We start from the raw sequence: 25483 nt of genomic DNA, 5'->3' as shown, positions 1-25483 counted from the left end.
AGTCGTCAGCGCGAGGCCGCGGCCACCTCGCGGGCCGCGCGGGCGATCTCCCGCTCCTCGTCGGTGCCGATCACGCAGACCGTCACCTCGGTGCCGTCCGGGGAGATGACGCGGTCGCCGCTGCCGGCGTTGCGGGCCGGGTCGACCGCGATGCCCAGCCGCTCCAGGCCGGCCAGCGCCGCCGCGCGCACCGGGGCGGCGTGCTCCCCGACGCCCGCGGTGAAGGTGACCGCGTCCACCCGGCCGAGCAGCGCGTAGTACGCCCCGACGTAGGCGGTGATCCGCCGGCAGTACACGTCGAAGGCGAGGGCCGCGGCCGGGTCGTCGTCGGCCCGGCGCGTCAGCACCTCCCGCATGTCGTTGGCGCCGGCCAGCCCGAGCAGGCCGCTGCGGTGGTTGAGCAGGTCGTCGATCTCGTCGACGCCCATCCCGCCCTCCCGGCGCAGGTGGAAGATCACCGTCGGGTCCAGGTCGCCGCTGCGGGTGCCCATCACCAGACCTTCGAGCGGGGACATGCCCATCGAGGTGGCCACGCTGCGCCCACCGGCCACCGCGGTGGCGCTCGCCCCGTTGCCGAGGTGCAGGGTGATCGTGTTGACCTCCTCGTACGGGCGGCCGAGCAGCTCCGCCGTGCGCCGCGAGACGTACGCGTGCGAGGTGCCGTGGAAGCCGTACCGCCGGACGCCGTACCGCGCGGCCGTCTCCTGGTCGATCGCGTACGTGGCGGCGGCCTCGGGCAGCGTGGTGTGGAAGGCGGTGTCGAAGACGGCGGCCTGCGGCACGTCCGGCAGTGCCGCCCGGGCGACCTCGATGCCGGCCAGGTTGGCAGGGTTGTGCAGCGGCGCCAGCGGCACCAGGTCCCGGACGGCGGCGAGCACGTCGTCGTCGATCAGGACCGGCTCGCCGAAGCGCCGGCCGCCGTGCACCACGCGGTGCCCGACGGCGGCGAGCCCGGTCAGGTCGAGCCCGTGGAGGATCTGCCGGACCGCCGTCTCGTGGTCGGGCGGACCCCCGCCGGGCTCGCCGATGCGCTCGACCGTGCCCTTGTCCCGGACCTCGTCGCCGTCGTACAGCCGCCACTTCACCGACGACGACCCGCAGTTCAACACCAGCACCCTGCTCGTGCCGGCACTCCGCTGCGCTGATGGTTCGCTCACGGGGCCTCCCCGGCCTGGATCGCGGTGATCGCGACCGTGTTGACGATGTCCGGGACGGTCGCGCCCCGGGACAGGTCGTTCACCGGCCGGCGCAGGCCCTGCATGACCGGCCCGACCGCCACCGCGCCGGCCGACCGCTGCACCGCCTTGTACGTGTTGTTGCCGGTGTTGAGGTCCGGGAAGATGAAGACCGTCGCCCGGCCGGCCACCGCGCTGCCGGGCAGTTTCGTGGCCGCCACCGCCGGGTCGATCGCCGCGTCGTACTGGATCGGGCCCTCGACCAGCAGGTCCGGCCGCCGTTCCCGGACCAGCAGGGTGGCCGCCGCGACCTTCTCCACGTCCGCGCCGGCGCCGGAGGAGCCGGTGGAGTACGAGAGCATGGCCACCCGCGGCTCGATGCCGAACCGGGCGGCGGTGCCGGCCGACGAGATCGCGATGTCGGCGAGCTGGGCGGCGTCCGGGTCGGGGTTGACGGCGCAGTCGCCGTACACCAGGACCCGGTCGGCGAGCAGCATGAGGAAGACGCTGGACGCGATGGAGACCTCCGGCACGGTCCGGATGATCTCGAAGGCGGGGCGGATGGTGGCGGCGGTGGTGTGGGTGGTGCCGGAGACCATCCCGTCGGCGTACCCGGTCTGCACCATCATCGTGCCGAAGTAGTTCGGCTGGGCCACGATGTCGTGAGCCAGGTCCAGGGTGACGCCCCGGTGGGCGCGCAGCTTCGCGTACGCGGCGGCGAACTCGTCGCGCCACTCGCTGCTGACCGGGTCGACCACCCGGGCGCCGGCGATGTCGACGCCCAGCTCTCGGGTGCGCCGGGCGATGTCGTCGGGCCGGCCGAGCAGGGTCAGGTCGGCCACGCCCCGGCGCAGCAGGATCTCGGTCGCCCGCAGGATCCGCTCCTCCGATCCCTCGGGCAGCACGACGTGCCGGCGCTGCGCCCGGGCCCGGTCGATTAGGTCGTACTCGAACATCAGCGGCGTGACCCGCTCCGAGCGGCTGACCCGCAGCCGGCGGGCCAGGTCGTCGGTGTCCACGCAGCGCTCGAAGGCGCCGAGCGCCGCCTCCACCTTGCGCGGGTTGCCGGCGCTGGGCCGGCCCTCGATCCGGCTGGACGCGGCGACCGTGTCGTAGCTGTCGCTGGGCACCGACAGCACCGCGAGCCCCGGCTTCAGCCGCTCGACCAGCCGCATGGCGCGCGGGTCCGGCTGCACGCCGAGCGTGAGCACCAGCCCCGACAGCGAGACCTGCCCGGCCACGTGCGCGGCGCTGGTGGCGACCAGGAGGTCGTCCCGGTCGCCCGGCATGAGGACCAGCGCCCCCTCGGTGAGGTGGTCGAGCAGGGTCGGCACGTGGGCCGCGCCGACCACGTAGTCGAGCACGTCGCGGCTGAGTGCGGCGTCGTCCCCGGCGAGCAGCGTGGCGCCGAGCGCCGCCGCCACCTCGGCCACCGTCGGCGCCGACACGCTCGGCACCTCCGGGATCGCGTACGTCGGGACCGGCAGGTCGGGCAGCGCGATCGGCTCCGGCACCCGGTTGGCGACCACCGCCAGCACCGTCGCGCCGAGGTCCTCCAGATCGTGGTACGCCCCGCGCGCCGCCGCCGCGATGGCGGCCGGCTCCTGCCCGTACCCGTCGACGACCGGGACCACGACGCTGCCGAACTCGGTGGCGAGCCGCGCGTTGAAGGCCAGTTCCCGGGGGCCGGCACCGTCGCCGCCGTCGGCGAAGTCGCTGCCCACCACGACCACCGCCGGGCAGCGCCGCTCCAGTTCGCGGTACCGCTCGACCACCCCGGAGATCAGCTGTTCCCGCCGCCCGTCGGCGACCATGGCGGTGGCCTCGGCGTACGTCGCGCCGGCCAGGTCCTCGAGTGGCAGCTCGATCCGGTAGCGGTCGGCGAGCAGGGCCAGGATGGGGTCCGGGGTGGCGCCGCCGACCAGTGGGCGGAACACCCCGATCCGGTCGACCTGCCGGGAGAGCAGCTCGGCCAGACCGAGGGCGACGGTCGACTTGCCCCCGCCGGACCCCACGCTGGTGACGTACACACTCCGGGCCACGAGATCCACCCTAGGAGATCAGGGTGCCCCGCGCCGGGGTCCTCCGCCCCGGGCCGTCGGTCACTCCTCGTCCTCGTCGTCCAGCCGCGCCAGGTAGGTGGCGAAGCGCTCGATCGGGGTCTCGAACTCCGGGTTCAGGTCGACGAAGTCGCGCAGGCGCTCGGCGAGCCACTCCATGCCGATCTGCTCGTCGCCGCGTCGCTCGACCAGTTCCTCGATCCCACGGTCGGTGAAGTACATGTGCGTTCCTCGTCTGTCGGTGGCGCGACGCCGGCGGGGCAGGGACGATCGTCCCTGCCCCGCCGGCCGTGCGTGCTGCGTTACGGGCGGGGGAGAGCCGCCTCGATCAGCGCCTGCTGCTCGACGTCGTGCATCTTGGCCGAACCGACCGCCGGGGCGGCCGCCGCCGGGCGGGAGATGCGGCGCAGCCGGACACCGTCGAGGTGCTCCAGCATGTTCAGCGCGACGAACGACCAGGCGCCCTGGTTGGCCGGCTCCTCCTGGACCCAGGCGAAGTCCTCCGCGTTCGGGTACGCCGCGAGGGCGGCCCGGATCTCGTCGACCGGGATCGGGTACAGCTGCTCGACTCGGACGATCGCGGTGTCGGTGACGCCGCGCTCGGCCCGGGCCTGGAGCAGGTCGTAGTAGACCTTGCCCGAGCAGAGCAGCACCCGCTTCACCTGCTCCGGCGCCGGGGCGGCCGAGTCGCGCAGCACCGGCTGGAAGGTGCCGGTGGTGAAGTCCTCGACCGAGGAGACGCAGAGCTTGTGCCGCAGCAGCGACTTCGGCGTGAACACCACCAGCGGCTTCCGCTTCGGCGACAGGGCCTGGCGGCGCAGCAGGTGGAAGTAGTTCGCCGGCGTGGTCGGGATCGCCACCCGCATGTTGTCCTCGGCGCAGAGCTGGAGGAACCGCTCCGGGCGGCCGGAGGTGTGGTCCGGGCCCTGGCCCTCGTGGCCGTGCGGGAGCAGCAGGGTGACCGCGGAGCGCTGGCCCCACTTCACCTCGCCGGAGGAGATGAACTCGTCGATCACCGACTGGGCGCCGTTGACGAAGTCGCCGAACTGGGCCTCCCAGCAGACCAGCGCGTTGACGTTCTCCACCGAGTAGCCGTACTCGAAGCCCATCGCCGCGTACTCGCTGAGCAGCGAGTCGTGCACGAAGAACCGCGACCGCTCGCCGTCGCCGGTGAGCGACTTCAACGGCAGGTAGTCCTCGCCGGTCGCCGCGTCGACGATCGAGGCGTGCCGCTGCACGAAGGTGCCGCGGCGTGAGTCCTGGCCGGCGAGCCGGACGGTGATCCCGTCGTGCAGCAGCGAGCCGAAGGCGATGATCTCGCCGAAGCCCCAGTCGATGTTGCCTTCGACGGACATCTTGGCCCGCCGGTCGAGCAGCTGCTGGATCCGCTTGTGCGGGGTGAAGCCGTCCGGCAGGTTGACGTGCGCCTCGCCGACGGCCTTGACGACCGCGGCGTCGGTGGCGGTCTCGACCAGCGGCTCCGGCTCCTCATCCCGCTTCGGCCGGGAGAGCTGGCGCGGCGTGGTGGCGGCGTCGCGGGTGGCCTTGAAGACCCGCTCCAGCTGCGCCTGGTAGTCGCGCAGCAGCTCCTCCGCGTCCTCCACGGTGATGTCACCCCGCCCGATCAGCTCCTCGGTGTAGAGCTTCCGCACCGAGCGCTTCGAGTCGATGATCTTGTACATCTGGGGGTTGGACATCGACGGGTCGTCGCCCTCGTTGTGCCCGCGCCGCCGGTAGCAGACCAGGTCGATCACGACGTCCTTGTTGAACGCCTGCCGGTACTCGAAGGCGAGCCGGGCGACCCGGACCACGGCCTCCGGGTCGTCACCGTTGACGTGGAAGATCGGCGCCTGGATCATCCGGGCCACGTCGGTGCTGTAGAGGCTGGAGCGGCTGTACTCCGGGGCGGTGGTGAAGCCGACCTGGTTGTTGACCACGACGTGCACGGTGCCGCCGGTGCGGTAGCCGCGAAGCTGGGACAGGTTGAGCGTCTCGGCGACCACGCCCTGGCCGGCGAACGCGGCGTCACCGTGCACCGCCAGCGGCAGCACGGTGTAACCCTCCAGCTTGAGGTCGATCCGGTCCTGCTTGGCCCGGACGATGCCCTCCAGCACCGGGTCGACCGCCTCCAGGTGCGACGGGTTCGCCACCAGCGAGACCTTGACCGAGTGGTCGCCGCCCGGCGTGGTGAACTTGCCGTTCTGACCCAGGTGGTACTTGACGTCGCCGGAACCCTGGGTGGAGCGCGGGTCGAGGTGCCCCTCGAACTCCGAGAAGATCTTCTCGTACGGCTTGCCGACGATGTTGGCCAGCACGTTGAGCCGGCCCCGGTGGGCCATGCCGATGACCACCTCGTCCAGCCCGCCCTCGGCGGAGCACTCCAGCACCTCACCGAGCAGCGGGATCAGCGACTCGCCGCCCTCCAGCGAGAAGCGCTTCTGGCCCACGTACTTGGTCTGGAGGAAGGTCTCGAACGCCTCCGCGGCGTTCAGCCGGTTGAGCACGTGCTTCTGCTCCTCCGGCGACGGCTTCTCGTACCTGCGCTCGACCCGCTCCTGGATCCAGCGCCGCTCCTCCGGGTCCTGGATGTGCATGTACTCGATGCCGACCCGGCGGCAGTACGAGTCGCGCAGCACGCCGAGGATCTCGCGCAGCTTCATCCGCTGCCGGCCGGCGAAGCCGTTCACCGGGAAGACCCGGTCCAGGTCCCACAGGGTCAGCCCGTGCTGGAGGACGTCCAGGTCCGGGTGCTTTCGGATCTTGAACTCGAGCGGGTCGGTGTCGGCCATCAGGTGGCCGCGCACCCGGTACGCGTGGATCAGCTCGTGCACCCGCGCGGTCTTGTTGATCTGGCCCTCGCTGTCGACCGCGACGTCGCGCATCCAGCGCACCGGCTCGTAGGGGATGCGCAGCGAGGTGAAGATCTGGTCGTAGAAGCCGTGCTCGCCGAGCAGCAGCTCGTGCATCACCTTCAGGAACTCGCCGGACTGCGCGCCCTGGATGATGCGGTGGTCGTACGTGCTGGTCAGCGTGATGACCTTGCTGACCGCCAGCTCGGCCAGGGTGGCCTCGCTCATGCCCTGGTACGGCGCCGGGTACTCCATCGCGCCGACGCCGATGATCGCGCTCTGCCCGGTCATGAGCCGCGGCATCGAGTGCACGGTGCCGATGCCGCCCGGGTTGGTCAGCGAGATGGTGGTGCCGGAGTAGTCCTCCATGGTCAGCTCGTTCTTCCGAGCCCGCCGGACCACGTCCTCGTACGCCTGCCAGAACTGCCGGAAGTCCATCTGCTCGCAGGCCTTGATGGAGGGCACCACCAGGTTGCGGCTGCCGTCCGGCTTGGTCAGGTCGATCGCGATGCCCAGGTTGACGTGCTCCGGGCGGACCAGCACCGGCTTGCCGTCGACCTCGGCGTACGAGTTGTTCATCTCCGGGTGCGCGACCAGCGCGCGGACCAGCGCGTACCCGATCAGGTGGGTGAAGCTGACCTTGCCACCGCGCCCGCGGGCGAGGTGGTTGTTGATCACGATGCGGTTGTCGACCAGGAGCTTGGCCGGGACGGCGCGCACGCTGGTCGCGGTCGGCACGCTCAGCGACGCGTCCATGTTCTGGACGATCTTGGCGGCGACGCCGCGCAGCGGCGTGGTCTGCGGGCCGGCGGCGGTCGGGGCGGCCGCCTTCGCGGCCGGCTTGGCCGGGGCGGGCTTGGCGGCGGCCTTCTCCGGGGCGGGCTTGGCCGGGGCCGGCTTCGCCTCCGCCGGCTTCCGCGCGGGCTGCCCGACGGTCGCGGCGGCCTCCTGCTGGCCGGCCGGCTCCGGCGCGGCGGCGGGCTTCGGAGCGGGCTGCTCGGCACGCGGCGCCGCGGCGCCCGGTGCGGGCCGGTAGTCCGCGAAGAAGTCGTGCCAGGCCGGGTCGACGCTGGTGGGGTCGGTGAGATACCGCTGGTACATCTCCTCGACGATCCACTCGTTCGGGCCGAAACCCGCCAGTGGGTTCTCCTGCGAAGTCTGCTGGGTCGACACGGCCGGTAATCGCCTCTTTCACGCGGGTTTGTGTGTCACGCGGTGCGCCCTTTCCTCCGGGCGCGCGGAGTCGGGTCCCAGGCTACGCCGTACGGAACCGGCAGGCATTTCCGCCTCCACCGCGTGGTCCGTTTCACAGAAGATGCCAGAAGTTCGGCAACCGCTGCGTGTTCCGTCAACTGCTGGTAAGCGCCGGGGTGTCGTGCGCGTCCAGGTCGGCGTGTCGCGATGTGTGGGCCTGGCACGTGTGGCGGGGGCGGGGCCGCCCCCGCCACGACGCGCGTCAGGAGATGTCGCGGCGGCGCAGGGTCAACGTGCCGACCACGCCGGCCACCACCGCGTAGCCGATCAGCACTGCGGCCCCCGCCCAGCGCGGCGGGTTGCCCGGGATGTCCGCCCCGGTGACCATCAGGCTCGATGCGAGGGAGGGCACCAGGAGCTGGATGTTGTTGATCCAGTCCCCGAAGCGCGCGGCCAGCGTGCTGATGACGATGACCGCCCCGATCGCGCCGCCCAGGTACAGCAGGATGCCGGTGACGGTGGCGCCGATCTGGCTACGGATCAGCACGCCGAGCCCCACGCCGAGGATCGCCCAGAGCACATACGCCAGGGCGTTGAGCGCGATGGCCTCCCAGACGGGGCCGCCGAACCGGGCGCCGACACCGACCGCCTCCAGCACCGCCGAGCCGACCAGGAGGTTCGCGCCGGTGGTGACCAGCCAGAAAATCAGCCCGAGGATGGCCGTGGCGACCAGCTTGGCCACCATGACGGCGCTGCGGTGCGGAGTGGTCAGGAACGTCGTGGTGACCGTCTGGTGGAAGAACTCGTTCGTCACGACGAGGACGCCGAGCAGCAGCACCATCAGCAGGCCGAAGAACTGCCCGTTCGTGTAGAGGTTCGCGGCCAGGTTGTCGGGGAGGGAGGCCGCCGCCACGGCGTCGGCCTGGTTCTCCGGCACCTCGCCGACGTTGCCGCTGGCCAGCGCGTCGGCCTGGAGGTAGTTGAAGAACAGCGCGAGGCCCCAGAGCGGCAGGTAGATCAGCGCCAGCAGCCACCACGTGCTGGTGGTGCGGATCTTGAGCAGCTCGGCTCGGACGAGGTTCATCGGATGCCCGCCTTTCCGGCCGTCAGCTCCAGGAAGACGCCCTCCAGGTCGGGGCGTTCCGTGGTGAGTTCGTGCAGCTCGACACCGGCCGTGAGGGCCGTCCGGCCCACCGTCGGGGCGTCCACCCCACCGACCAGCAGCGTGCCGTGCTCGTCGACGTCCACCGTGGCCGGGCCGTCCTTCAGCGCGGCGGTCAACTCGTCGGCCTGCGGGGTGCGGACCCGGACCCGGACGCCCTGCGTCATCGAGCCGATCACCTGGTCCACCGGGCCCTGCCGGACCAGCCGGCCGGCGGCGATGATCACCACGTCGTCGGCGAGGAGCTGCATCTCGGAGAGCAGGTGGCTGGAGACCAGGACGGTCCGCCCCTCGGTGGCCAGGTTCTTGAGGAACCCGCGCATCCACCGGATGCCCTCCGGGTCGAGGCCGTTCGCCGGCTCGTCGAGGATCAGCACCCGCGGATCGCCGAGCATCGCGGCGGCGATGCCCAGCCGCTGCTTCATGCCGAGCGAGTAGCCCTTGAACTTGCGCTTGGCGGCCGGCGTCAGCCCGACCAGCGCCAGCGCCTCGTCGGCCCGGGACTTCGGCAGGCCGGCGGCGGCGCAGATCACCCGCAGGTGGTTGATCCCGGTGCGGCCCTTGTGCGCGCTGGACGCCTCCAGCACCGCCCCCACGTGCCGCAGCGGGTCGGTCAGGTCGGCGTACCGGCGCCCACCGATGGTCGCCTGGCCGCCGGTCGGGGTGACCAGGTTCAGCAGCATGCGGAGCGTGGTCGTCTTGCCGGCGCCGTTCGGGCCCAGGAAGCCGGTGACCCGGCCCGGCTCGACCGTGAAGGACAGGTCGTCGACCGCGCGGACGTTGCGGTAGACCTTCGTCAGGCCGGACACCACGATCTGGCCGTCGCTGGTGGGGCTTCGCTGCCCGTCAGACATTCTTCTCCCATCGTGTGGTGGCGTCGGGGTACGCCGCTGCACAGCGTGACCGCCCGGCGCAACCAGGTCAATCAGGCGCGATCCGTACCCGCGCCTCCGTCTCACGAAGGAGGCGCTCCTCCTGAAGGACCATCCGCCGGATGCTAATGGGGGCCCGGCACCTCGGAATCGGTTTGTCCGGGCCCGTCCTTCCCACCGCTACACCGCGATCCAGGTGGCGCGGGCCCAGGCGAGGAGGCCGCCGTCCGGGGCGTACAGGCTGCTGTGCACCTCGGCCTTCCGGCCCTCGGCGCGCGCCATCGCCCCGGTCACCACGCACTCGTCGCCCGGCTCCGGCAGCGCCGCGACCACGGCGGCGATCCGACCCAGCACGTACGGCCGCCCAGGCGCGATCACCGACCAGCCGCCCGGGCAGTCCAGCGCCGCCCAGACGGTCACCGCGTCGACGTCGTCCGGCACCCGGAACGGCGCGGCGGTCCGGCCGTCCGGCAGCGGACCGGGGAAGATCCGCAGGCCGTCGGCCCGCTCGGGGCCGCAGACGAAGCAGCCGGGGAAGGGGTGGTCCACCAGCCCGGGGTACGCGGCCGCGGCCGCCCGTGCCGTCGGCAGGTCGACCGGATCCACGACCGTGCGGAACTCCGGGACCGGACGAACCTCGGCGACCAGCTGGCCGTCCGGGTCGCGGACCTCGGTCCCGTGCCGGGCCAGCGGGGTCTCCAGCGGCGGCGGCCGCCGCAGGGTCACCTCCACCGGATCCGCGGCGGCTCCAGGTCGCGGCCCGGCGTCCGGCGCGCCGAGCTGGAGTCGCCGTACGCCACCGGCCGCGAACGTCCCCGCGCTCCACCCGCCGTTGCCCGAGCCCGGCGGGCCGTTGTAGCGCGCGCCGATGATCATGTCTGCACCTCCGGTCGGCGGCACCGGCCCCGTCGCCGGCCCGCCGTGGGCAGCCTCCCACGTCCGCCCGTCGGTGCCACCGGGCGGTGACGGCAGCCGGCCGCCCACCGCCGTTCACCCGATTGACACTCCTCACCACCGGGACCGGCAACCCGAGCCCCCTACACAGAACGCATGGCCGTTCTGCCCACCGCTGGCGCACCCCTCACGACCAGCGGGTACACGCTGCTGATCGCCGACGACCCCAACCAGGTCGCGGCCGCGCAACGCCTGCGACACGAGGTCTTCGCCACCGAGTTGGGCGCCACCCTGCGCCCCGGCGTCGGTGGCCTCGACGTCGACGACTTCGACCCGTACTGCGACCACCTCATCGTGCGGCAGGAGAGAACGGGTGAGGTCGTCGGGACGTACCGGCTGCTGCCGCCGGGTCGTATCGACCGGCGGTACGCCGAGGACGAGTTCGACCTGGCCCGGCTGGACCCGCTCCGCGACGACCTGGTGGAGGCCGGCCGGTCCTGCGTACACCCGGACCACCGCTCCGGCGCGGTGATCAACCTGATGTGGGCCGGCATCGCCCGCTACCTGCACCTGCGCGGGGTCCGCTGGCTCGGCGGCTGCGCGTCGGTGCCCGTTGCCGACGGCGGGCGGGCGGTTGCCGAGGTGTGGGCCCTGGCGCAGGCGAAGCACCTGGCTCCGCCGCCGTTGCGGGTCCGCCCGCTGCGTCCCTGGTTCGCCGAGCCGGGCGTGCCCACCGCCGCCGTCGGGGGCGCCGAGGCGCGGGCACTTGTCCCTCCGCTGCTCCGCGGCTACCTGCGCCTCGGCGCGTGGATCTGCGGCGAGCCGGCGTACGACCCGGACTTCGGGGTCGCCGACTTCTACGTGCTCTTCTCCCTGGACCGGATGAATCCGCGCTACCTGCGGCACTTCCTGGGCGGGGCGGAGCGGTGACCACCGTCGCGTACGACCTCTGGCGACCGACCTCCGGCTGCGGCCCGGGCTGCCTGCCGGTGCCCGGTGAGGTTCCCGAGGTCTCCGCCGTGCGGCGGCTGGCCCGGCTCGCCGCCGGGCTGGGAATGCTGCTCGCCGGGGCCGGCCTGGCGGTGCTGCTCCCGCTGCTGCCGCCGCCCGAGCGGGAGGCCGCGATCCGCGGCTGGGCGCGGGCCACCGCCCGGGCCCTGGGCGTGCGCCTGGTGGTCCGGGGCCGGCTGCCCCGGCGCCGTGCGCTGCTGGTCGCCAACCACGTGTCGTGGCTGGACATCCTGGCGGTGCTGGCGGTGTCGCCCGCCCGCATGATGGCCAAGAGCGAGGTACGGGCATGGCCGCTGATCGGTCAGTTCGCCGGCGTCGCCGGGACCGTCTTCGTGGACCGCGCCCGGCCCCGGGACCTGCCGGACACGGTGGCGCGGCTGGCCGCCCTGCTGCGCTCGGGGCGGCCGGCCGCCGTCTTCCCGGAGGGCACCACCTGGTGCGGTGACGCGGGGGACTGCCGGCCGGGCGGCGGGTTCCGGCCGGCGATGTTCCAGGCCGCGATCGACGCGGGTGCCCCGGTGGTGCCGCTGCGGATCGGCTACCGGTGTGCGGCCACCGACACCGCCACCACCGCGGCGGCCTTCCTCGGCGACGAGACCCTGTTGCGGTCGCTGCGGCGGGTGCTGGCCGCCCGCGACCTGGTGGTGACGGTGACCGTCACGGCGGCCCTGCACCCCGCGGCGGACGCCGACCGGCGGCTGCTGGCCCGGGCCGCCGAGTCGGCGGTGCATCTGGTGCCGGCCCGGGTGCCCGGTGTCGCGGCGCCGCACCCGCTGCCGACCCGGCCGGTGATCGCGGAGCGGGAGCTCGACGTGGCCGCGTGACGCTCACAGACTCTTTTCAGCAACCGCCCAGGCATGGCGCAGCCTGAGCGCGGATGATGGGCCTCATGGCCGCTACCCAGACCGAGGCGCGACTGCTCGTCGTCGAGGACGATCCCAACATCCTCGAACTGCTCTCCGCGAGCCTGCGGTTCGCGGGCTTCGACGTGGCGACCGCCACCAGCGGCAGCGCGGCGCTGAACGCCGCCAAGGACCACCGCCCCGACCTGGTCGTGCTGGACGTCATGCTGCCCGATCTGGACGGGTTCGAGGTCATCCGGATGATGCGCGAGGGCGGTACCCGGACGCCGGTCGTCTTCCTCACCGCGCGGGACGCCACCGACGACAAGATCCGCGGGCTCACCCTGGGCGGCGACGACTACGTCACCAAGCCGTTCAGCCTGGAGGAGCTGACCGCGCGGATCCGGGCCGTGCTGCGGCGTACGAGCACCGGCGAGCAGGCGCCGTCCCGGCTCACCTTCGCCGACCTGGAGTTGGACGAGGAGACCCACGAGGTGTACCGGGCGGGCCAGCGGGTGCAGCTGTCGCCGACCGAGTTCAAGCTGCTCCGGTACCTCATGCTCAACGCCAACCGGGTGCTGTCCAAGGCGCAGATTCTCGACCACGTGTGGAACTACGACTTCCGGGGCGACGACAACATCGTCGAGTCGTACATCTCGTACCTGCGGCGCAAGGTCGACAGCACCCAGCCCCGACTGATCCACACCCTCCGTGGGGTCGGGTACGTCCTGCGCAAGCCGGCGGCGTGAACGCGGTCCAACAGGCGAAGGTCGCGCTGCGGGGGGTCCCGCTCCGGGTCAAGCTCGTCGCCGCGGTCCTCGCCCTGGTCGCCGCAGCATTGCTGGTGATCAGTGCGCTCACCACCTTCTTTCTGCGCAGCTACCTCGTGGATCAGGTCGACGCGGAGCTGCGCGGCTCGGCGCGCAACCTGGAACTCGCGCTGCTGGCCGGGCAGGAGGGACCGATCGGTTTCCCGACCGACTATCTGGTGGTCGTGACGAACCGCACGAACGGGGAGGCGTACCCGGAAAAGTACGACGTGCGCCGCTTCCAGGAACGGGACCTGCCGCCGGTGCCGGCCGACAAGGCCGGGTTCCAGCAGCTCGCCGGCAAGCCGCACACCGTCCGTGCCGAGGGCAGTGAGGTGCGCTGGCGGATGCTCTACACGGAGTTGCCCAGTGGTCAGTGGATGGCGATCGGGCAGCATCTCACCGACGTGGATCTCGCGGTGAAGCGGCTGGTCTGGATCGATCTGCTGGTCGGTGGGGCGGTGTTGATCCTGCTGGCGTCGATTGGCGCGGCGATCGTCCGGACCAGCCTCAAACCGCTCGTGGAGATCGAGCGGACCGCCGCCGCCATCGCCAGCGGCGACCTGACCCGGCGGGTGCCCGACCCGGAGGCGGGGCAGGAGTGCCCCACCTCCGAGCTGGGGCGGCTGTCCCGGGCGCTCAACGCGATGCTCACCCAGATCGAGGCGGCCTTCACCGCTCGCGCCGCCTCGGAGGCCGCCGCCCGGGCCGCCGAGTCCACCGCCCGGGACGCCGCGGCGAACGCCCGCGCGTCCGAGGCCCGGGCCCGGCGCTCGGAGGAGCGGATGCGGCAGTTCGTCGCCGACGCCTCCCACGAGCTGCGCACCCCGCTGACGACGATCCGGGGCTTCGCCGAGCTGTACCGGCAGGGCGCCGCGCGCGCCCCGGAGCAGACCGCCGACCTGCTGCGCCGGATCGAGGACGAGGCGGCCCGCATGGGGCTGCTGGTCGAGGACCTCCTGCTGCTCGCCCGGTTGGACCGGGAGCGCCCGCTCTCGCTGGCTCCGGTCGAGCTGCCGGTGCTGGCCACCGACGCGGTCGAGGCCGCCCGGGCGGTGGCCCCGGACCGGCGGATCGAGCTGGACATCGTCCCGGGCTCCGGACCCCTGGTCGTGTACGGCGACGACGCGCGGCTGCGCCAGGTGATCGGCAACCTGATGACGAACGCCCTGACGCACACCCCGCCGGACGCGTCGGTGACCCTGCGGCTGCGGGCGGAGCCGGGGAACCTCGCGGTGGCGGAGGTCGCCGACACCGGTCCCGGCCTCTCCCCGGAGCAGGCGGAGCGCGTCTTCGAACGCTTCTACCGGGCGGACGCGGCGCGGACCCGCCGCGCCGGCGGCAACACCGGGACCGGCCTCGGACTGGCGATCGTCGCCGCGCTGGTGGCCGCCCACCACGGCACGGTCGAGGTGGCCGACACCCCGGGCGGGGGCGCGACGTTCCGGGTGCGGCTGCCGCTGGTGCCGGACACGGATGGCGACGACGTGTGACTTTCAGCCAACCTTCAGGTGGGTTCCAGGCTGGTCGCAGTGGCAGGGGAGAAGGTGGATCCATGACCGAGTACGAGTCCGACCCGCAGCGCCGGCCGGCCCCCACCGACGCCGAGCCGTCGCACCCCACCGCCGAGCTGCCCCGCGTCGAGCGTGCGCAGTCCGACTCCGACGCCGCCACCTCGGGCAGCCCCGCGAGCACCGCCGACCCGGTGGCCTCGGGCACCTCCGACCCCGTCGCGGCCGGCGCCACCGAGCCCAGTCCGGCGACCGCGCCGGAGGCCCCACGTGCCCCGGAGACCCCCGCTGCCGGCTCCCCGGCCGGCCTCGGCGCCCCGGCCGCCACCCCATCCGGGCCGCCCTACCCGGTGTCCGGCCAGCCCGGTGCCGCGCCGTCCGGCGGCCACCCGTACGGCGGCTACCAGCAGGGCCGCTACCCGGGTGCTCCCTGGTATCCCGGCCACCAGTCCGGCTGGAGTGGGGGCCAGCCGGGAGCGCCGGGGTACGGTCCGCAGCCGCAGCATCCGGCGCACCCCGCCGGTCCGCAGCCCCACCTGGCCGGGCAGCCCCTGCCGCCGTGGGCGGCGCCGCAGACCGGCCCGCGTCCCAACCCGGGCCGCATCGCGAAGTTCGCCGGAGCGGGCGTCGCAGTGCTCGCCCTGATGTTCGGCTCCGGCGTCGCCGGTGGCGCCCTCGCGCTCGCCCTGGACGGCGACTCCGGCATCACCCGCACCTACTCGGCCGCGCCGGTCATCAACAGTGCGGACCTGCCGCGCATCGCCGCCGAGGTGCAGCCCAGCGTGGTGTCGATCGCCACCGGCAACGGCGAGGGCTCGGGTGTGATCCTCACCGACGACGGCTTCGTGCTGACCAACAACCACGTGATCGCGTCGGCGAGCGGTGACACCGTCCGGGTGATCTTCGCCGACGGCGAGACGGCCCAGGCCCGGATCGTCGGCACCGACCCGAAGACCGACCTGGCCGTGCTGAAGGCGTCCGGGGTGAGCGGCCTGAAGCCGGCGACCTTCGGCGACAGCGACGGGATGCAGGTCGGCGACCAGGTCCTCGCCCTGGGCAGCCCGCTGGGCCTGCAGGGCTCGGTGACCGCCGGCATTCTCAGTGCCCGGGACCGCACCATCCAGGCCGGCAGTTCCCAGCAGCCGGACCCGCGCCAGGGGGTCACCTCGATCTCCGGGCTGCTCCAGACCGACGCACCGATCAACCCCGGCAACTCCGGCGGCGCGCTGGTGAACACCCGCGGTGAGGTGATCGGCATCAACACCGCGATCGCCACCTCCGGGCAGGGCAACACCGGCAACATCGGTGTCGGGTTCGCCATCCCGAGCAACAAGGCGAAGGACGTCGCCGGCAAGCTCCAGCGGGGCGAGAAGGTCAGCCACCCCACGCTCGGCGTCAGCGTGAACAGGGCCGAGGGCGGCGGCGCCCTGGTGTCCGCCGTCACCCCGGGCAGCGCCGCCGAGAAGGCCGGCCTCCAGCGCGGCGACGTGATCACGCGGTTCGGCGACAGGGTGGTCAACGACTCCGACGACCTGGTCGGTGCCGTCCAGGCCGGCAAGGTCGGGGACCGGGTCGAGGTGACCTACAAGCGCAACGGCGCCGAATCGAAGGCAACCGTGACGCTCGCCGAAGCGTCCTAACGGATACGAACTTTCCTCCTCCCTCCTGCGGCGGGTGGCGGAGCCAAGGGGGTTGGCTCCGTCGCCCGCCGCGCTCCTCGACGGCGGTTCACCCGGTCCGGGTGAACCGCCGTCACCCGTACGGCGGGCACCGTCGGAGCACGAGGACCCGTGAGGCGTACGGAGGAAGCGATGACCACCACCGCCGTCCGGACCGACGCGCAGATCCAGCGGGACGTGCTGGAGGAACTCGCCTGGGACCCCCGCGTCCAGCCGCAGGAGATCGGAGTCAGCGTCCACGACGGCGTCGTGACGCTGACCGGCTGGGTGGACGACTACGCACGGAAGTGGGCGGCGCAGCGCTGCGCGCAGCGTGTCCGGGGTGTCCGGGCGATCGCCGACGAGCTGGAGGTCCGCCTCCTGGGTGAGGAGTTGTACACCGACGGGGAGATGGCGATCGCCGTCAGCCGGGCGCTGGAGTGGGACAGCTTCGTGCCGGCCGAGCGGCTGGACGTCACCGTCTCCAACGGGTGGGTGATGCTCCGCGGCGAGGTGGAGTTCGGCTGGCAACGGCGTACCGCCGAGTCCGAGGTACGGCGCCTGCGCGGCGTTCGCGGGGTGACGAACCTGATCGAGGTGCGGCCCGCCGCCCGGCCGGACGGGGACCGGATCCGGCGGGACGTCCAGCGGGCGCTGCTGCGTGGCATCGGCACCGAACGGGTGACCGTCGAGGTGGACGGGGACACGGTGATCCTCGGCGGCGTGGTGCGCTCGTGGTGGGAACGGGACCAGGCTGAGCGTGTGGCCTGGTCCGCCGACGGTGTCCGTGCCGTACGCGACCGGCTGCTGGTGGGCGGATGAGCGCCCGGCTTATCCCGGTTTAGGCGAGTCGCCCTCGGGAAATCGCCATCGATCGCCACGGGGCGGCAGCGGACCCGGCGACGGGTGCCGCCCGCTAGGGACTGACGGGGAGGACTCGTGGCCGTGAACCACCGGGACGACGGCTCGGCCGAGCGGCCGCTGCGGATCGCGATGGTGGTCCCGCCGTGGCTGTCGGTGCCCCCACCGGGCTACGGCGGGCTCGAACAAACGGTCGCCGGCCTGGTGGACGCGCTCGTCGCCGGTGGGCACGCGGTGACCGTGTTCGGGGCGGGAGAGCACCACGGCACGGACGCGAGCTTCGTCTCCACGATCCCCGACCTGCAGTACGACCGGCTCGGCGAGTCGCTGCCCGAACTGGCCCACCTCGCCCGGGTGAACCACCTGATCGGCCCGTCCGACTTCGACGTCATCCACGACCACACCACCATCGGCCCGCTGCTGGCGGGGCGACGGGCCGTGCCGACGGTCGCCACCGTGCACGGCAACCCGGTCGGCGAGTACGGGACGGTGCTCAGCGACACCGACCAGGGCGTTGGCCTGGTCGCCATCTCGCACGCCCAGCGGCGGCTCAACCCGCGGCTGCCCTGGGTCGGCACCGTGCACAACGCGCTGGACACCCCCGGCATCCCGCACAAGCGGATCCCCGCCCCGGGGCCGGTGCTCTGGCTGGCCCGGTTCAGCCCGGACAAGGGGCCGGACACGGCGATCCGCGCGTGCCGCGCCGCCGGCCTCCCGCTGGTGCTCGCCGGCAAGTGCAACGAGCCCGCCGAGCGCCGCTATTTCGACGAGGTGGTCCGGCCGATGCTGGACGACGACGTGACGGTGGTGCTCGACGCCGACCGTAGGGCGGCGCTGCGCCTGCTCATCGACGCCCGGTGCCTGGTCATGCCGATCCAGTGGGAGGAGCCCTTCGGCATGGTGATGCTGGAGGCGATGGCCACCGGTACGCCGGTGGTGGCGCTCGACCGGGGCGCCGTGCCGGAACTGGTCCGCCCCGGCGTGACCGGCCTGATCTGCGAACGGGCTGACGAACTGCCCGGGGCGCTGGCCGCCGCGATCGACCTCGACCCGGCGGCCTGCGTCGCCCACGTCGCGGAGAGGTTCTCCACCGCCCGGATGGCGGCCGGCTACGAGGAGGTCTACCGGCGCTTCATCGCCGCGGCCGTCCCGGGCGGCGTCCGCGAGCCGGCCCGCGTAGGCCTGCGCTGACGCGGGAGCCGTAGCAGTCGCACAGATCTTCCAGGGGCCGTTCTTTCCAGGATCTCCGCGGTTCACGTTTGCACAGCGGTCAGTGCTCCGATGGCCAGGTCGAGCTTTTCGGCGTACGCCTCGGTGATCGCGCCTTCGCGGAGGCGGACCGCGACCTTGTCGCGGAGCCGCGCCACCCGCTCGGTGAGGTCGTTCTGGCCGGCCCGGGCGGCGTCGGTGAGGTTGCGCAGCTCGTTGCGGAAGTCCACGCCGACGTCGGAGCGGATGCCGCCGTCGTCGAGCCCGGCGCCGACCACGCCGTCCAGGCGGTTGGCGGCCTCGACCAGGCTTCCCCCGGCGGGGGTCGGGGCCGGCTCGGCCGTGACCGACGGCGAGGCCGGGGGACCGGTCGGTGGCGGGGTGCCGCCGTGCACCGTCGAGCGGGACGGGTCGACCGGGCCGGTCGTCGGCAGGGACCGGGGCGGCCTCGGCTCCTCCTGCCGGAGCGCCGGCGACACCAGCGCCACAGCGACGACCAGCACGACCGGCACCACCAGCACCGGCCGCAACCGTCGACGGCGTCCGCCGCTCCGGTCGGGCGCGAGCATCGTGGCGGCCTGCGGATCGGCGGGGAGCAGTTGGTCCCGCAGGACCGTGGCGACCTGCCGGGCGGTCGGCCGCGCGGCCGGGTCCCGGGCCAGACAGCGCAGACAGATGCGCGCCACCTCCGGCGGCAGGCCCGGCACGTCGGTCAGCGTGGGTGGGACGCCCTCGGTCAGCGCCGCGCTGAGCTGCTCCCAGGTGTCCGCGGGGTACGGCACCCGGCCGGTGAGCGCCTCGTGCAGCAGCACGCCGAGGGAGTACACGTCGGTGGCCGGCTGGGCGGGCGCGCCGTCGAGTCGCTCCGGTGCGACGTACGCGGGGGTGCCGAAGGTGCCGCCGTCCTCGTCCTCGTCCGGCGCCCCGATGCGCGTGGCGATGCCGAAGTCGAGCACCTTGGCGCCGGTGCGGGTCATCATCACGTTGGCCGGGGTGATGTCCCGGTGGACGATGCCCAGCCGGCGCGCGGCCGCGAGCGCGTCGGCCACCTGCGCACCGATCTCGACGGCCTCCGCCCACGGCAGCGGGCCCTCGGTCAGTCGCAGCTCCAGCGCCTCGCCGGTCAGCAGCTCCATCACGACGAACGAGGTGATCGAGCCGTCCGGTGCGACCGTCTCGCCGTAGTCGTGGACCGAGGTGACGTGCGGGTGGACCAGCTGGGCGGCGGCGCGGGCCTCCTCCCGGACCATGTCCCGGAAGCGGGCGTCGGCGGCGAGCGACGGCACCAGGACCTTCACCGCGACGAGCCGGTCGAGCATCTCGTCCCGGGCCCGCCAGATGACCGACATGCCGCCGGCGCCGATCTGGTCGATGAGCCGGTACCGGCGGGACAGCAACCGGCTGGGATGGAGCGCCGGCTTCACGGATCACACCTGCCTCGGGGTGGGAGCGGTATCAGGTTGCGCGAATGTTTCCACCCTGTCAACGGACCCCCGTGCCACCTGCGGCGGGCGTGCGGCGCGGCCGTGCCAGGATGAACGGCATGGCGCGGGGACCGGTGGCATTCGTGCTCGGGGGCGGCGGCGTCCTCGGTGCGGTCGAGGTGGGCATGCTGCGGGCCCTGTTCCGGGCCGGGATCCGGCCCGACCTGGTGCTGGGCACGTCCATCGGCGCCGTTAACGGTGCGCTGGTCGCCGCCGACCCGTCCGAGGCCGTCACCGACCGTCTGGTCCGGCTCTGGGCGTCGCCGGAGGCGAGCGAGGTGTACGGCGACTCGGTGGCCCGGCAGCTGCGCCGGTTCGCCGCGCGTACCCACCTGCACTCGCCGCGCCCGCTGCGCAAGCTGCTCGAGAACGAACTCGGCGCGGAAACCACGTTCGCCGACCTGCGCGTGCCGTTCCGCTGCTGCGCGGCGAACATTGAGCGGGCCGCCGAGCACTGGTTCGACAGCGGGCCGGTGGTCCCCGCCGTGCTCGCCAGCGCCTCGGTGCCGGGGCTGCTGCCGCCGGCCCGCATCGCCGACCAGCACTACGTCGACGGCGGCATCGTCAACTCGATCCCGATCGGCGAGGCGGTGGCGGCCGGGGCCGGCCGAATCTTCGTCCTCCAGGTGGGCCGGATCGAACGCGAGCTGACCCCGCCCCGGCGGCCCTGGGAGATCGCCCAGGTCGCGTTCGAGATCGCTCGCCGGCACCGGTTCGCGCGGGAGATGGCGGCCGTACCCGACGGGGTGGAGGTGCACGTGCTGCCGACCGGCGGGGGGCTCCGGCCCCGCGACGACTCGCCCTGGGCGTACCGGGACATTGCGGCGGTGGGGCGGCGGATCAGTCGGGCGTACACCGCGACCCGGCACTACCTGGCCCAACTGGACCGCTGATGCCGCTGCCGCCCCGGTGGCTTCGCCGGCTGCTCCTCGCCCCCGGCGTCGTGCTGCTCGCCGTCGCGATGGTGACCACCGTGCCGGCCTGGGCCCTGCTCGCCCTGGCGGCCTCGCCGTTCGTCCCGGGCCGGCTGCGGCCGCTGCGCCTGCTCTGGATCGGCGCCGTCTACCTGGTCTGGGACGCGGTCGCGCTGCTCGCGCTCTTCCTGCTCTGGGTGGCGTCCGGATTCGGGTGGCGGGCCCGCTCCCCGGCCTTCCAGCGGGCGCACTACCGGCTCGCCGGCTGGTTCCTGCGGGTGCTGTTCTGGCAGGCCCGGTGGACCCTGCGGCTGTCGATCGACGTGGTCGGCACCGACCCGGACACGGCGTTGCCCGGTCGACCGGAGCTGGTGCTGTGCCGGCACGCCGGCCCGGGCGACTCGTTCATCCTGATCCACGCCCTGGTCAACTGGTTCCGGCGGGAGCCCCGGATCGTCCTGAAGGACAGCCTCCAGTGGGACCCGGCGATCGACGTGCTGCTCAACCGACTGCCGAACCGTTTCCTCGCGCCCGGCCCCGACGGCCGTGGCTCGGCGGCGGAGCAGATCGGACACCTGGCGACCGGCCTGGACGACGACGACGCGTTCGTGATCTTCCCCGAGGGCGGCAACTTCACCCCGAAGCGGCGGCTGCGGGCCATCGCCCGGCTGCGGGAGCTCGGCCACGAGCTGATGGCGCGGCGGGCGGAGCGGCTGCGGCACGTGCTCGCCCCGCAGCCCGGCGGGATGCTGGCCGCGCTGGACGCCGCCCCCGACGCCGGCGTCATCTTCGTGGCGCACACCGGGCTGGACCGGATGCTCACCGTCACCGACGTGTGGCGTGAGCTGCCGATGGACAAGCGGATCGTGATGCGGTTCTGGTCCGTGCCCCCGGAGGAGGTGCCGACCGGCCGGCAGGAGCGCATCGACTGGCTCTTCGACTGGTGGGCCCGGATCGACACGTGGATCACCGCCAACCGGGACGGTCCCACGTAGGGTGCGGTCGTGGACCAGATCTGCGTGGTGACGACGGTGGTGGACGCGCGCTCCGTGGCGGACGTTCTCGCGGCTGCGGCGGTGGCCGGCCGGCTGGCGGCCTGCGCCCAGGTGGGCGGCCAGGTGGACAGCACCTACTGGTGGCGGCAGGGCGTGGAGACCAGCACCGAGTGGTCCGTGCAGTTCAAGACCACCCCCGACCGGGCCGCCGCGCTGGTGGAGCAGATCCGGGCCAGCCACCCGTACGAGGTGCCGGAGATCCTGGTGACCCGGGTGGAGAGCGGCAACCCCGACTATGCCGCCTGGCTGTACGAACACACCCGCCCCCAGGGCTCCTAGGTACGCGCACTCTGGTGGGGTGACCGCCGGCCGTCGAGGATGGCCGCGTGGATAACTCCGCCTACCCCTGTCCCGCCTGCGGCGCACCGGCCGACCTCGACGCCGGCTGTTCCGCGTGCGGCCGCCCGCCGTACCCGCCCGCCGCAGAGGTGATCCGGCTCGACCGGGAGATCGCGGCGCTCGGCGCGGAGGTCGAGCGGGCGCGCCGGGCGTACGAGGAGGTCACGGACCGGCTCGGTGCGGCCCGGCGGCGCCGGACGGAGCTGGCCGCCGCCATCCGGGCGGAGTTCCCGGTGCCGGCGGCGCGTCCGGTGGCGCCGGCACCGCCGTCCGTCGGCGCGGCGCCGCGGCCCGGCGGCGCGGAGGCGTCCACCCGGACGGTGCAGGGCCTGCTCTTCGTCCTGGGTGGACTGCTGCTGGGCACCGCGGCGGTCGTCTTCACCGCCGTGGCCTGGGCGACGGTCGGCGTCGCGGGTCGGGCGCTGATCCTGGCGGCGTTCACCGCGCTGGCCCTCGCCGTGCCGCTGGTGGCGGTGCGGCGCGGGCTTCGGGGGACCGCGGAGACGATCGCCGCGGTCGGGTTGCTGCTGGTGCTCCTCGACGGGTACGCCGCCTGGACGGTGGACCTGGGTGGGGTGGCCGGCTGGCCGGGAACCCGGTACGCCGCGCTGGTCGGGGGGGCCGGCGCGGCGGTCGCCGCGGGATACGCCCGGCTCAGCCGGTTGACCGTGCCGTGGTTCGCGGCCCTGCTGACCGTGCAGCCGGTGCTGCCGCTGTTCGCGGCCGAGCACCGGCCGTCGGCGGGCGGCTGGGCGGTGGTGCTGGTCGGCGTGGCCGTCGTGGACCTGCTGGTGGTGACCGCGCTGACCGGTGCTTGGCTCCGGAGGGCTGGTGCTGCGGGCTCCACGGCGGAACCGGCCGGTCCGGTCACGGCGGGACCGGCCGGGTCAGCCACGGCGGCGCCGGCCGCTGCGGGGTCGGCGACGGCCGGCGGGGGGCCGGCCGTCCTGGCCGGACGGATCCTGGCGTGGCTGGGGTACGCCGCCGCCCTGGTCTTCGCCGCCGGCTGCGCGCTGGTGCCGCTGGCGGTCGGGCGGTTCGCCGGGACGCCGCTGCTGGCCGGGTTCCCGCTGCTGCTGGTGGCGGTGACCCTGGTGGCGGCGTCGGTGCTCGCCGGCGGGCGGGTGTTCCGGCTGGTCGCGACGGCCCTGCTGGTGCCGGTGCTGGCGGCCGCGCTCCTGCGGCCCGCCGCCGAGCTGCGGGAGAGCCTGCTGCTGGTGCTGTCGGCGCTGGTCGTGGTGGCCCTCGCCGGGGGCGTCCGGCTACTGCCGGCCGGGTGGCGTGCCGGGCCCCAGGTCGGGGCGCTGGTGGTGGCCGGCGGGCTGGCACAGGTCGCCGCGGTGGCGGTGGCGGTGCTGGCCGGCGGCGCGGTGGCCCGGTCGCTCCCGCCGTGGCGGGGTGCCGGGTCGGGTCCGGACCTCGCGTGGGGCTGGCAACTGCCGGTCGCGACGGCGGTGACCGTGGTCGCGGTCGGCCTGCTGCTGCCCCGGCCCGCCCGGCTCCCGTTGGCGGCGGCCGGCACGGCGGCGACGGTGCTCGCCGCGCCGGCCGCGTGGGCCGCCCCCTGGCCGGCCGTGGTGGCGTTGGACCTCGCGGCGGCGGTGGGCCTGCTCGCGGCCGCCGTCGGCCGCCGCGGGGTGCGCCCGGGGCCGGTGCTCACCTCCGCCGTGGCCGGGGCCGCCCTGCTCGGCCACGCCCTGCTCGTCGGGCTGGCCGCGCCGGGCGGAGCCGGGGCGGCACTCGCGGTGACCGCAGTCGTCGGGCTCACGGCCGCCGCCCTCGGCCGGCGCGGCGGGGCCGCGCAGCGCGCGGTGGGCGGTGCCGGCCTCGGCGCCGCCCTGCTCGCCGTGCCGGCGGGCGCCACCCTCGCCGTGTTCGCCGGCGGCGCGCCGGCCTGGTGGCAGGCCCGGGCGGCGCTCGCCGCCGCCGCGTCACTGCCGGCGGCCCTGCTGGCGGTCCGTCGACACTGGCCGGACCTCGAGCGGTACGCCTCGACCGCGCTCGCTGTGGCGCTGCTGCCGGTCGGCCTGGCGCCGCTGGCGGTGGCGGGCGATGAACCGGTGGCCCTGTACGCCGCCCTGGCGGCCCTGTTCGCCGTGCTCGGGCTCGTCGCGGCCGGTGGCGGCACCGCCCTGGGCGTCGCCGGCGGCGGCCTCTCGGCGGTGGCCGTGGCGGTCCTCCTGCCGGTGGTGCTGACCGCGCTGTTCGCCCCGTACGGCACCGTGGCGGTCTGGTCGGGTGTGCCGGAGGTCGAGCCGGCTCCCGGCGCCGTGCCGGCGGGCCTGGCGCTGCTGGTGCTGGCGGCCGGCGCCGCCCTGGTGGCCGGCCGGCTCCCGGCCGTCGCGGATCGACGGATCGACTCGGATCGCGGCGACCCGGGGCGACCGGAGGCGGGGGTGGCACGACCTGCCGAATCCCGAACCGAGCCGGGCCCGACCGACCCGACCCGCGGCGCGGGCGCACGGTGGCCGGCCGCCCTCGGGGCGGTGCCGTTCCTCGCGTCGGCGGTCCCGGTGCTGCTTCTGGCGGCCGGCGCGCCGTGGCCGGTGCTGCCGGGCGGCACCATGCTGCTCGGGATCGCCGCCCTCCTGGTCGCGGCCCTGGCCGCACCCCGTCCGCTGCTCGCCCCGGTGGCGCTGCCGCTCGGGCTGGTGTTCACCAGCTCGGGTCTGCTGGGGCTGCTGGCCACCCGGGCCGGGACGCTCACCGGCCTCGGGGCGCTGGTGGTGGCCGCCACCGTGGTCGGCGTGACGGGCCGGCAGGCCGGAGCACGGCTGGTCGCCCGGCTCGCGGCGGTCGGGGCCGCGACCGCCTTCGCGGTCACCGCGCCGCTGGCCGGCGGGCTGCCGCTGCGGACGGCGGCGTTCACGGTGCTCGCCGTCGCGGTGCTCACCCTCGCCGTCGCCGCCGTGCCGGGCGCCGCCGGGCGGGTGCTGGACGCCGCCGCGCAGGGCGTGGCGCTGGTGGCGTTCCTGCTCGCCACGGGCTCGCTGCGGCACGCCGCCGCCGTCTGCGTGCTCTGGGGCGTCGCCGTCGGGCTGCGCCTGCTGCGCCGGGGCGAGCCGTACGCGCGGCGCTGGGCGTTCGCCGCCGTCGCCGGGGGCAGCGAGCTGGTCGGCACCTGGCTCCTTCTGGCCGTCGGTGACGTGGCGGTGCTCGAGGCGTACACGCTGCCGGCTGCGGCGCTGGCCCTGGCGGCGGGCGCGGTGGCGCTGCGGACCCGGCCCGGGTTGACCAGTTGGCAGGCGCTCGGGCCCGGCCTCGCTGCCGGGTTGCTGCCGAGCCTGGCGTCGGTACTGGTCGCGCCGGACCCGCAGCCGGGGCGGCGGCTCCTGCTCGGGCTCGCCGCGCTCGGGGCGGTCCTGCTCGGAGCCACCCGCCGCTGGCAGGCGCCGGTCGTCCTCGGCGCGCTGACCCTCACTCCGCTCGCGCTGCACGAGCTGGCCCGTACCTGGGATCTCCTGCCTCGGTGGATCTTCCTCGCCACGGGCGGGCTCGCGCTGATCGGCCTGGCCGCCACCTACGAGCGGCGGCGGCGGGACCTGGAGCGGCTGCGTGCCGCGGTGGGCCGGATGAGCTGACCG

At 74.3% G+C, this 25483-nt stretch carries 19 protein-coding genes; 11 read left to right on the top strand and 8 right to left on the bottom strand.

Going from position 1 to position 25483, the window contains the following annotated elements; all coding sequences use genetic code 11:
* Positions 1-5 precede the first annotated feature (5 nt).
* The 7 genes from ACTMS0_RS25205 to ACTMS0_RS25175 all read right to left on the bottom strand — a co-directional run bounded on the left by ACTMS0_RS25205 (position 6) and on the right by ACTMS0_RS25175 (position 10188).
* Complete coding sequence (locus ACTMS0_RS25205) at positions 6-1157, bottom strand: acetate/propionate family kinase (RefSeq protein WP_441157737.1); 1152 nt, start codon at positions 1155-1157, stop codon at positions 6-8.
* Positions 1154-3226, bottom strand: a complete 2073-nt coding sequence (pta, locus tag ACTMS0_RS25200; RefSeq protein ID WP_441157736.1) for a phosphate acetyltransferase — start codon at positions 3224-3226, stop codon at positions 1154-1156. Before pta ends, ACTMS0_RS25205 begins: the two co-directional genes overlap by 4 nt.
* 51 nt (positions 3227-3277) lie before the next feature.
* On the bottom strand, positions 3278-3457 hold the full coding sequence (locus ACTMS0_RS25195; protein ID WP_441157735.1) for a DUF6104 family protein: 180 nt from the start codon (positions 3455-3457) through the stop codon (positions 3278-3280).
* A gap of 80 nt (positions 3458-3537) precedes the next feature.
* Entirely contained in the window at positions 3538-7257 is a 3720-nt protein-coding gene (locus tag ACTMS0_RS25190; RefSeq protein WP_441157734.1) for a multifunctional oxoglutarate decarboxylase/oxoglutarate dehydrogenase thiamine pyrophosphate-binding subunit/dihydrolipoyllysine-residue succinyltransferase subunit, read from the bottom strand.
* A gap of 283 nt (positions 7258-7540) precedes the next feature.
* Entirely contained in the window at positions 7541-8362 is an 822-nt protein-coding gene (locus tag ACTMS0_RS25185) for an ABC transporter permease subunit (RefSeq protein WP_441157733.1), read from the bottom strand.
* Positions 8359-9294 carry an ABC transporter ATP-binding protein gene (locus ACTMS0_RS25180; RefSeq protein ID WP_441157732.1) on the bottom strand — a complete coding sequence of 312 codons (936 nt, stop codon included), beginning with the start codon at positions 9292-9294 and terminating at the stop codon, positions 8359-8361. Before ACTMS0_RS25180 ends, ACTMS0_RS25185 begins: the two co-directional genes overlap by 4 nt.
* A gap of 198 nt (positions 9295-9492) precedes the next feature.
* Positions 9493-10188 (bottom strand): hypothetical protein, encoded by a 696-nt coding sequence (locus ACTMS0_RS25175; protein ID WP_441157731.1) that lies wholly within the window; start codon positions 10186-10188, stop codon positions 9493-9495.
* 174 nt (positions 10189-10362) lie between these two features.
* Between ACTMS0_RS25175 and ACTMS0_RS25170 the strand changes: the two genes are divergently transcribed.
* From ACTMS0_RS25170 to ACTMS0_RS25140, 7 genes are all read left to right on the top strand, one after another.
* Positions 10363-11136, top strand: a complete 774-nt coding sequence (locus ACTMS0_RS25170) for a GNAT family N-acetyltransferase (RefSeq protein WP_441157730.1) — start codon at positions 10363-10365, stop codon at positions 11134-11136.
* On the top strand, positions 11133-12041 hold the full coding sequence (locus ACTMS0_RS25165) for a lysophospholipid acyltransferase family protein (RefSeq protein WP_441157729.1): 909 nt from the start codon (positions 11133-11135) through the stop codon (positions 12039-12041). The genes ACTMS0_RS25170 and ACTMS0_RS25165 overlap by 4 nt, the downstream gene beginning before the upstream one ends.
* Before the next feature lie 65 nt (positions 12042-12106).
* Positions 12107-12808: a response regulator transcription factor gene (locus ACTMS0_RS25160; protein ID WP_441157728.1), complete on the top strand. Its 702-nt coding sequence runs from the start codon at positions 12107-12109 to the stop codon at positions 12806-12808.
* The gene (locus ACTMS0_RS25155) at positions 12805-14361 is read left to right on the top strand and encodes an ATP-binding protein (protein WP_441157727.1); all 1557 of its coding nucleotides are present in this window, start codon (positions 12805-12807) and stop codon (positions 14359-14361) included. Before ACTMS0_RS25160 ends, ACTMS0_RS25155 begins: the two co-directional genes overlap by 4 nt.
* 62 nt (positions 14362-14423) lie before the next feature.
* Positions 14424-16019 carry a trypsin-like peptidase domain-containing protein gene (locus tag ACTMS0_RS25150; RefSeq protein ID WP_441157726.1) on the top strand — a complete coding sequence of 532 codons (1596 nt, stop codon included), beginning with the start codon at positions 14424-14426 and terminating at the stop codon, positions 16017-16019.
* Between the two features lie 171 nt (positions 16020-16190).
* The gene (locus ACTMS0_RS25145) at positions 16191-16859 is read left to right on the top strand and encodes a BON domain-containing protein (protein WP_441157725.1); all 669 of its coding nucleotides are present in this window, start codon (positions 16191-16193) and stop codon (positions 16857-16859) included.
* 171 nt (positions 16860-17030) lie between these two features.
* A complete protein-coding gene (locus ACTMS0_RS25140) occupies positions 17031-18089 on the top strand; it encodes a glycosyltransferase family 4 protein (RefSeq protein WP_441157822.1) in 1059 nt (352 codons plus the stop codon).
* Positions 18090-18151: 62 nt separating this feature from the next.
* Here the strand turns inward: ACTMS0_RS25140 and ACTMS0_RS25135 are convergent, their stop codons facing one another.
* Positions 18152-19531 carry a serine/threonine-protein kinase gene (locus ACTMS0_RS25135; RefSeq protein WP_441157724.1) on the bottom strand — a complete coding sequence of 460 codons (1380 nt, stop codon included), beginning with the start codon at positions 19529-19531 and terminating at the stop codon, positions 18152-18154.
* 119 nt (positions 19532-19650) lie between these two features.
* Between ACTMS0_RS25135 and ACTMS0_RS25130 the strand changes: the two genes are divergently transcribed.
* Genes ACTMS0_RS25130 through ACTMS0_RS25115 form a run of 4 tightly spaced genes read left to right on the top strand, consistent with a single transcriptional unit; the run spans position 19651 to position 25480 of the window.
* The gene (locus ACTMS0_RS25130; RefSeq protein ID WP_441157723.1) at positions 19651-20484 is read left to right on the top strand and encodes a patatin-like phospholipase family protein; all 834 of its coding nucleotides are present in this window, start codon (positions 19651-19653) and stop codon (positions 20482-20484) included.
* A complete protein-coding gene (locus ACTMS0_RS25125; RefSeq protein WP_441157722.1) occupies positions 20484-21500 on the top strand; it encodes a 1-acyl-sn-glycerol-3-phosphate acyltransferase in 1017 nt (338 codons plus the stop codon). The genes ACTMS0_RS25130 and ACTMS0_RS25125 overlap by 1 nt, the downstream gene beginning before the upstream one ends.
* A gap of 9 nt (positions 21501-21509) precedes the next feature.
* Entirely contained in the window at positions 21510-21839 is a 330-nt protein-coding gene (gene cutA, locus ACTMS0_RS25120) for a divalent-cation tolerance protein CutA (RefSeq protein WP_441157721.1), read from the top strand.
* Between the two features lie 47 nt (positions 21840-21886).
* The gene (locus ACTMS0_RS25115; RefSeq protein ID WP_441157720.1) at positions 21887-25480 is read left to right on the top strand and encodes an SCO7613 C-terminal domain-containing membrane protein; all 3594 of its coding nucleotides are present in this window, start codon (positions 21887-21889) and stop codon (positions 25478-25480) included.
* Positions 25481-25483 lie beyond the last annotated feature (3 nt).

It is taken from the genome of Micromonospora sp. H33 (assembly GCF_052068455.1).
In the GTDB taxonomy this organism is placed as follows: domain Bacteria; phylum Actinomycetota; class Actinomycetes; order Mycobacteriales; family Micromonosporaceae; genus Micromonospora.
Note: the sequence above shows the minus strand (reverse complement) of the source record. Positions and strands in the feature narration are given on the sequence as shown.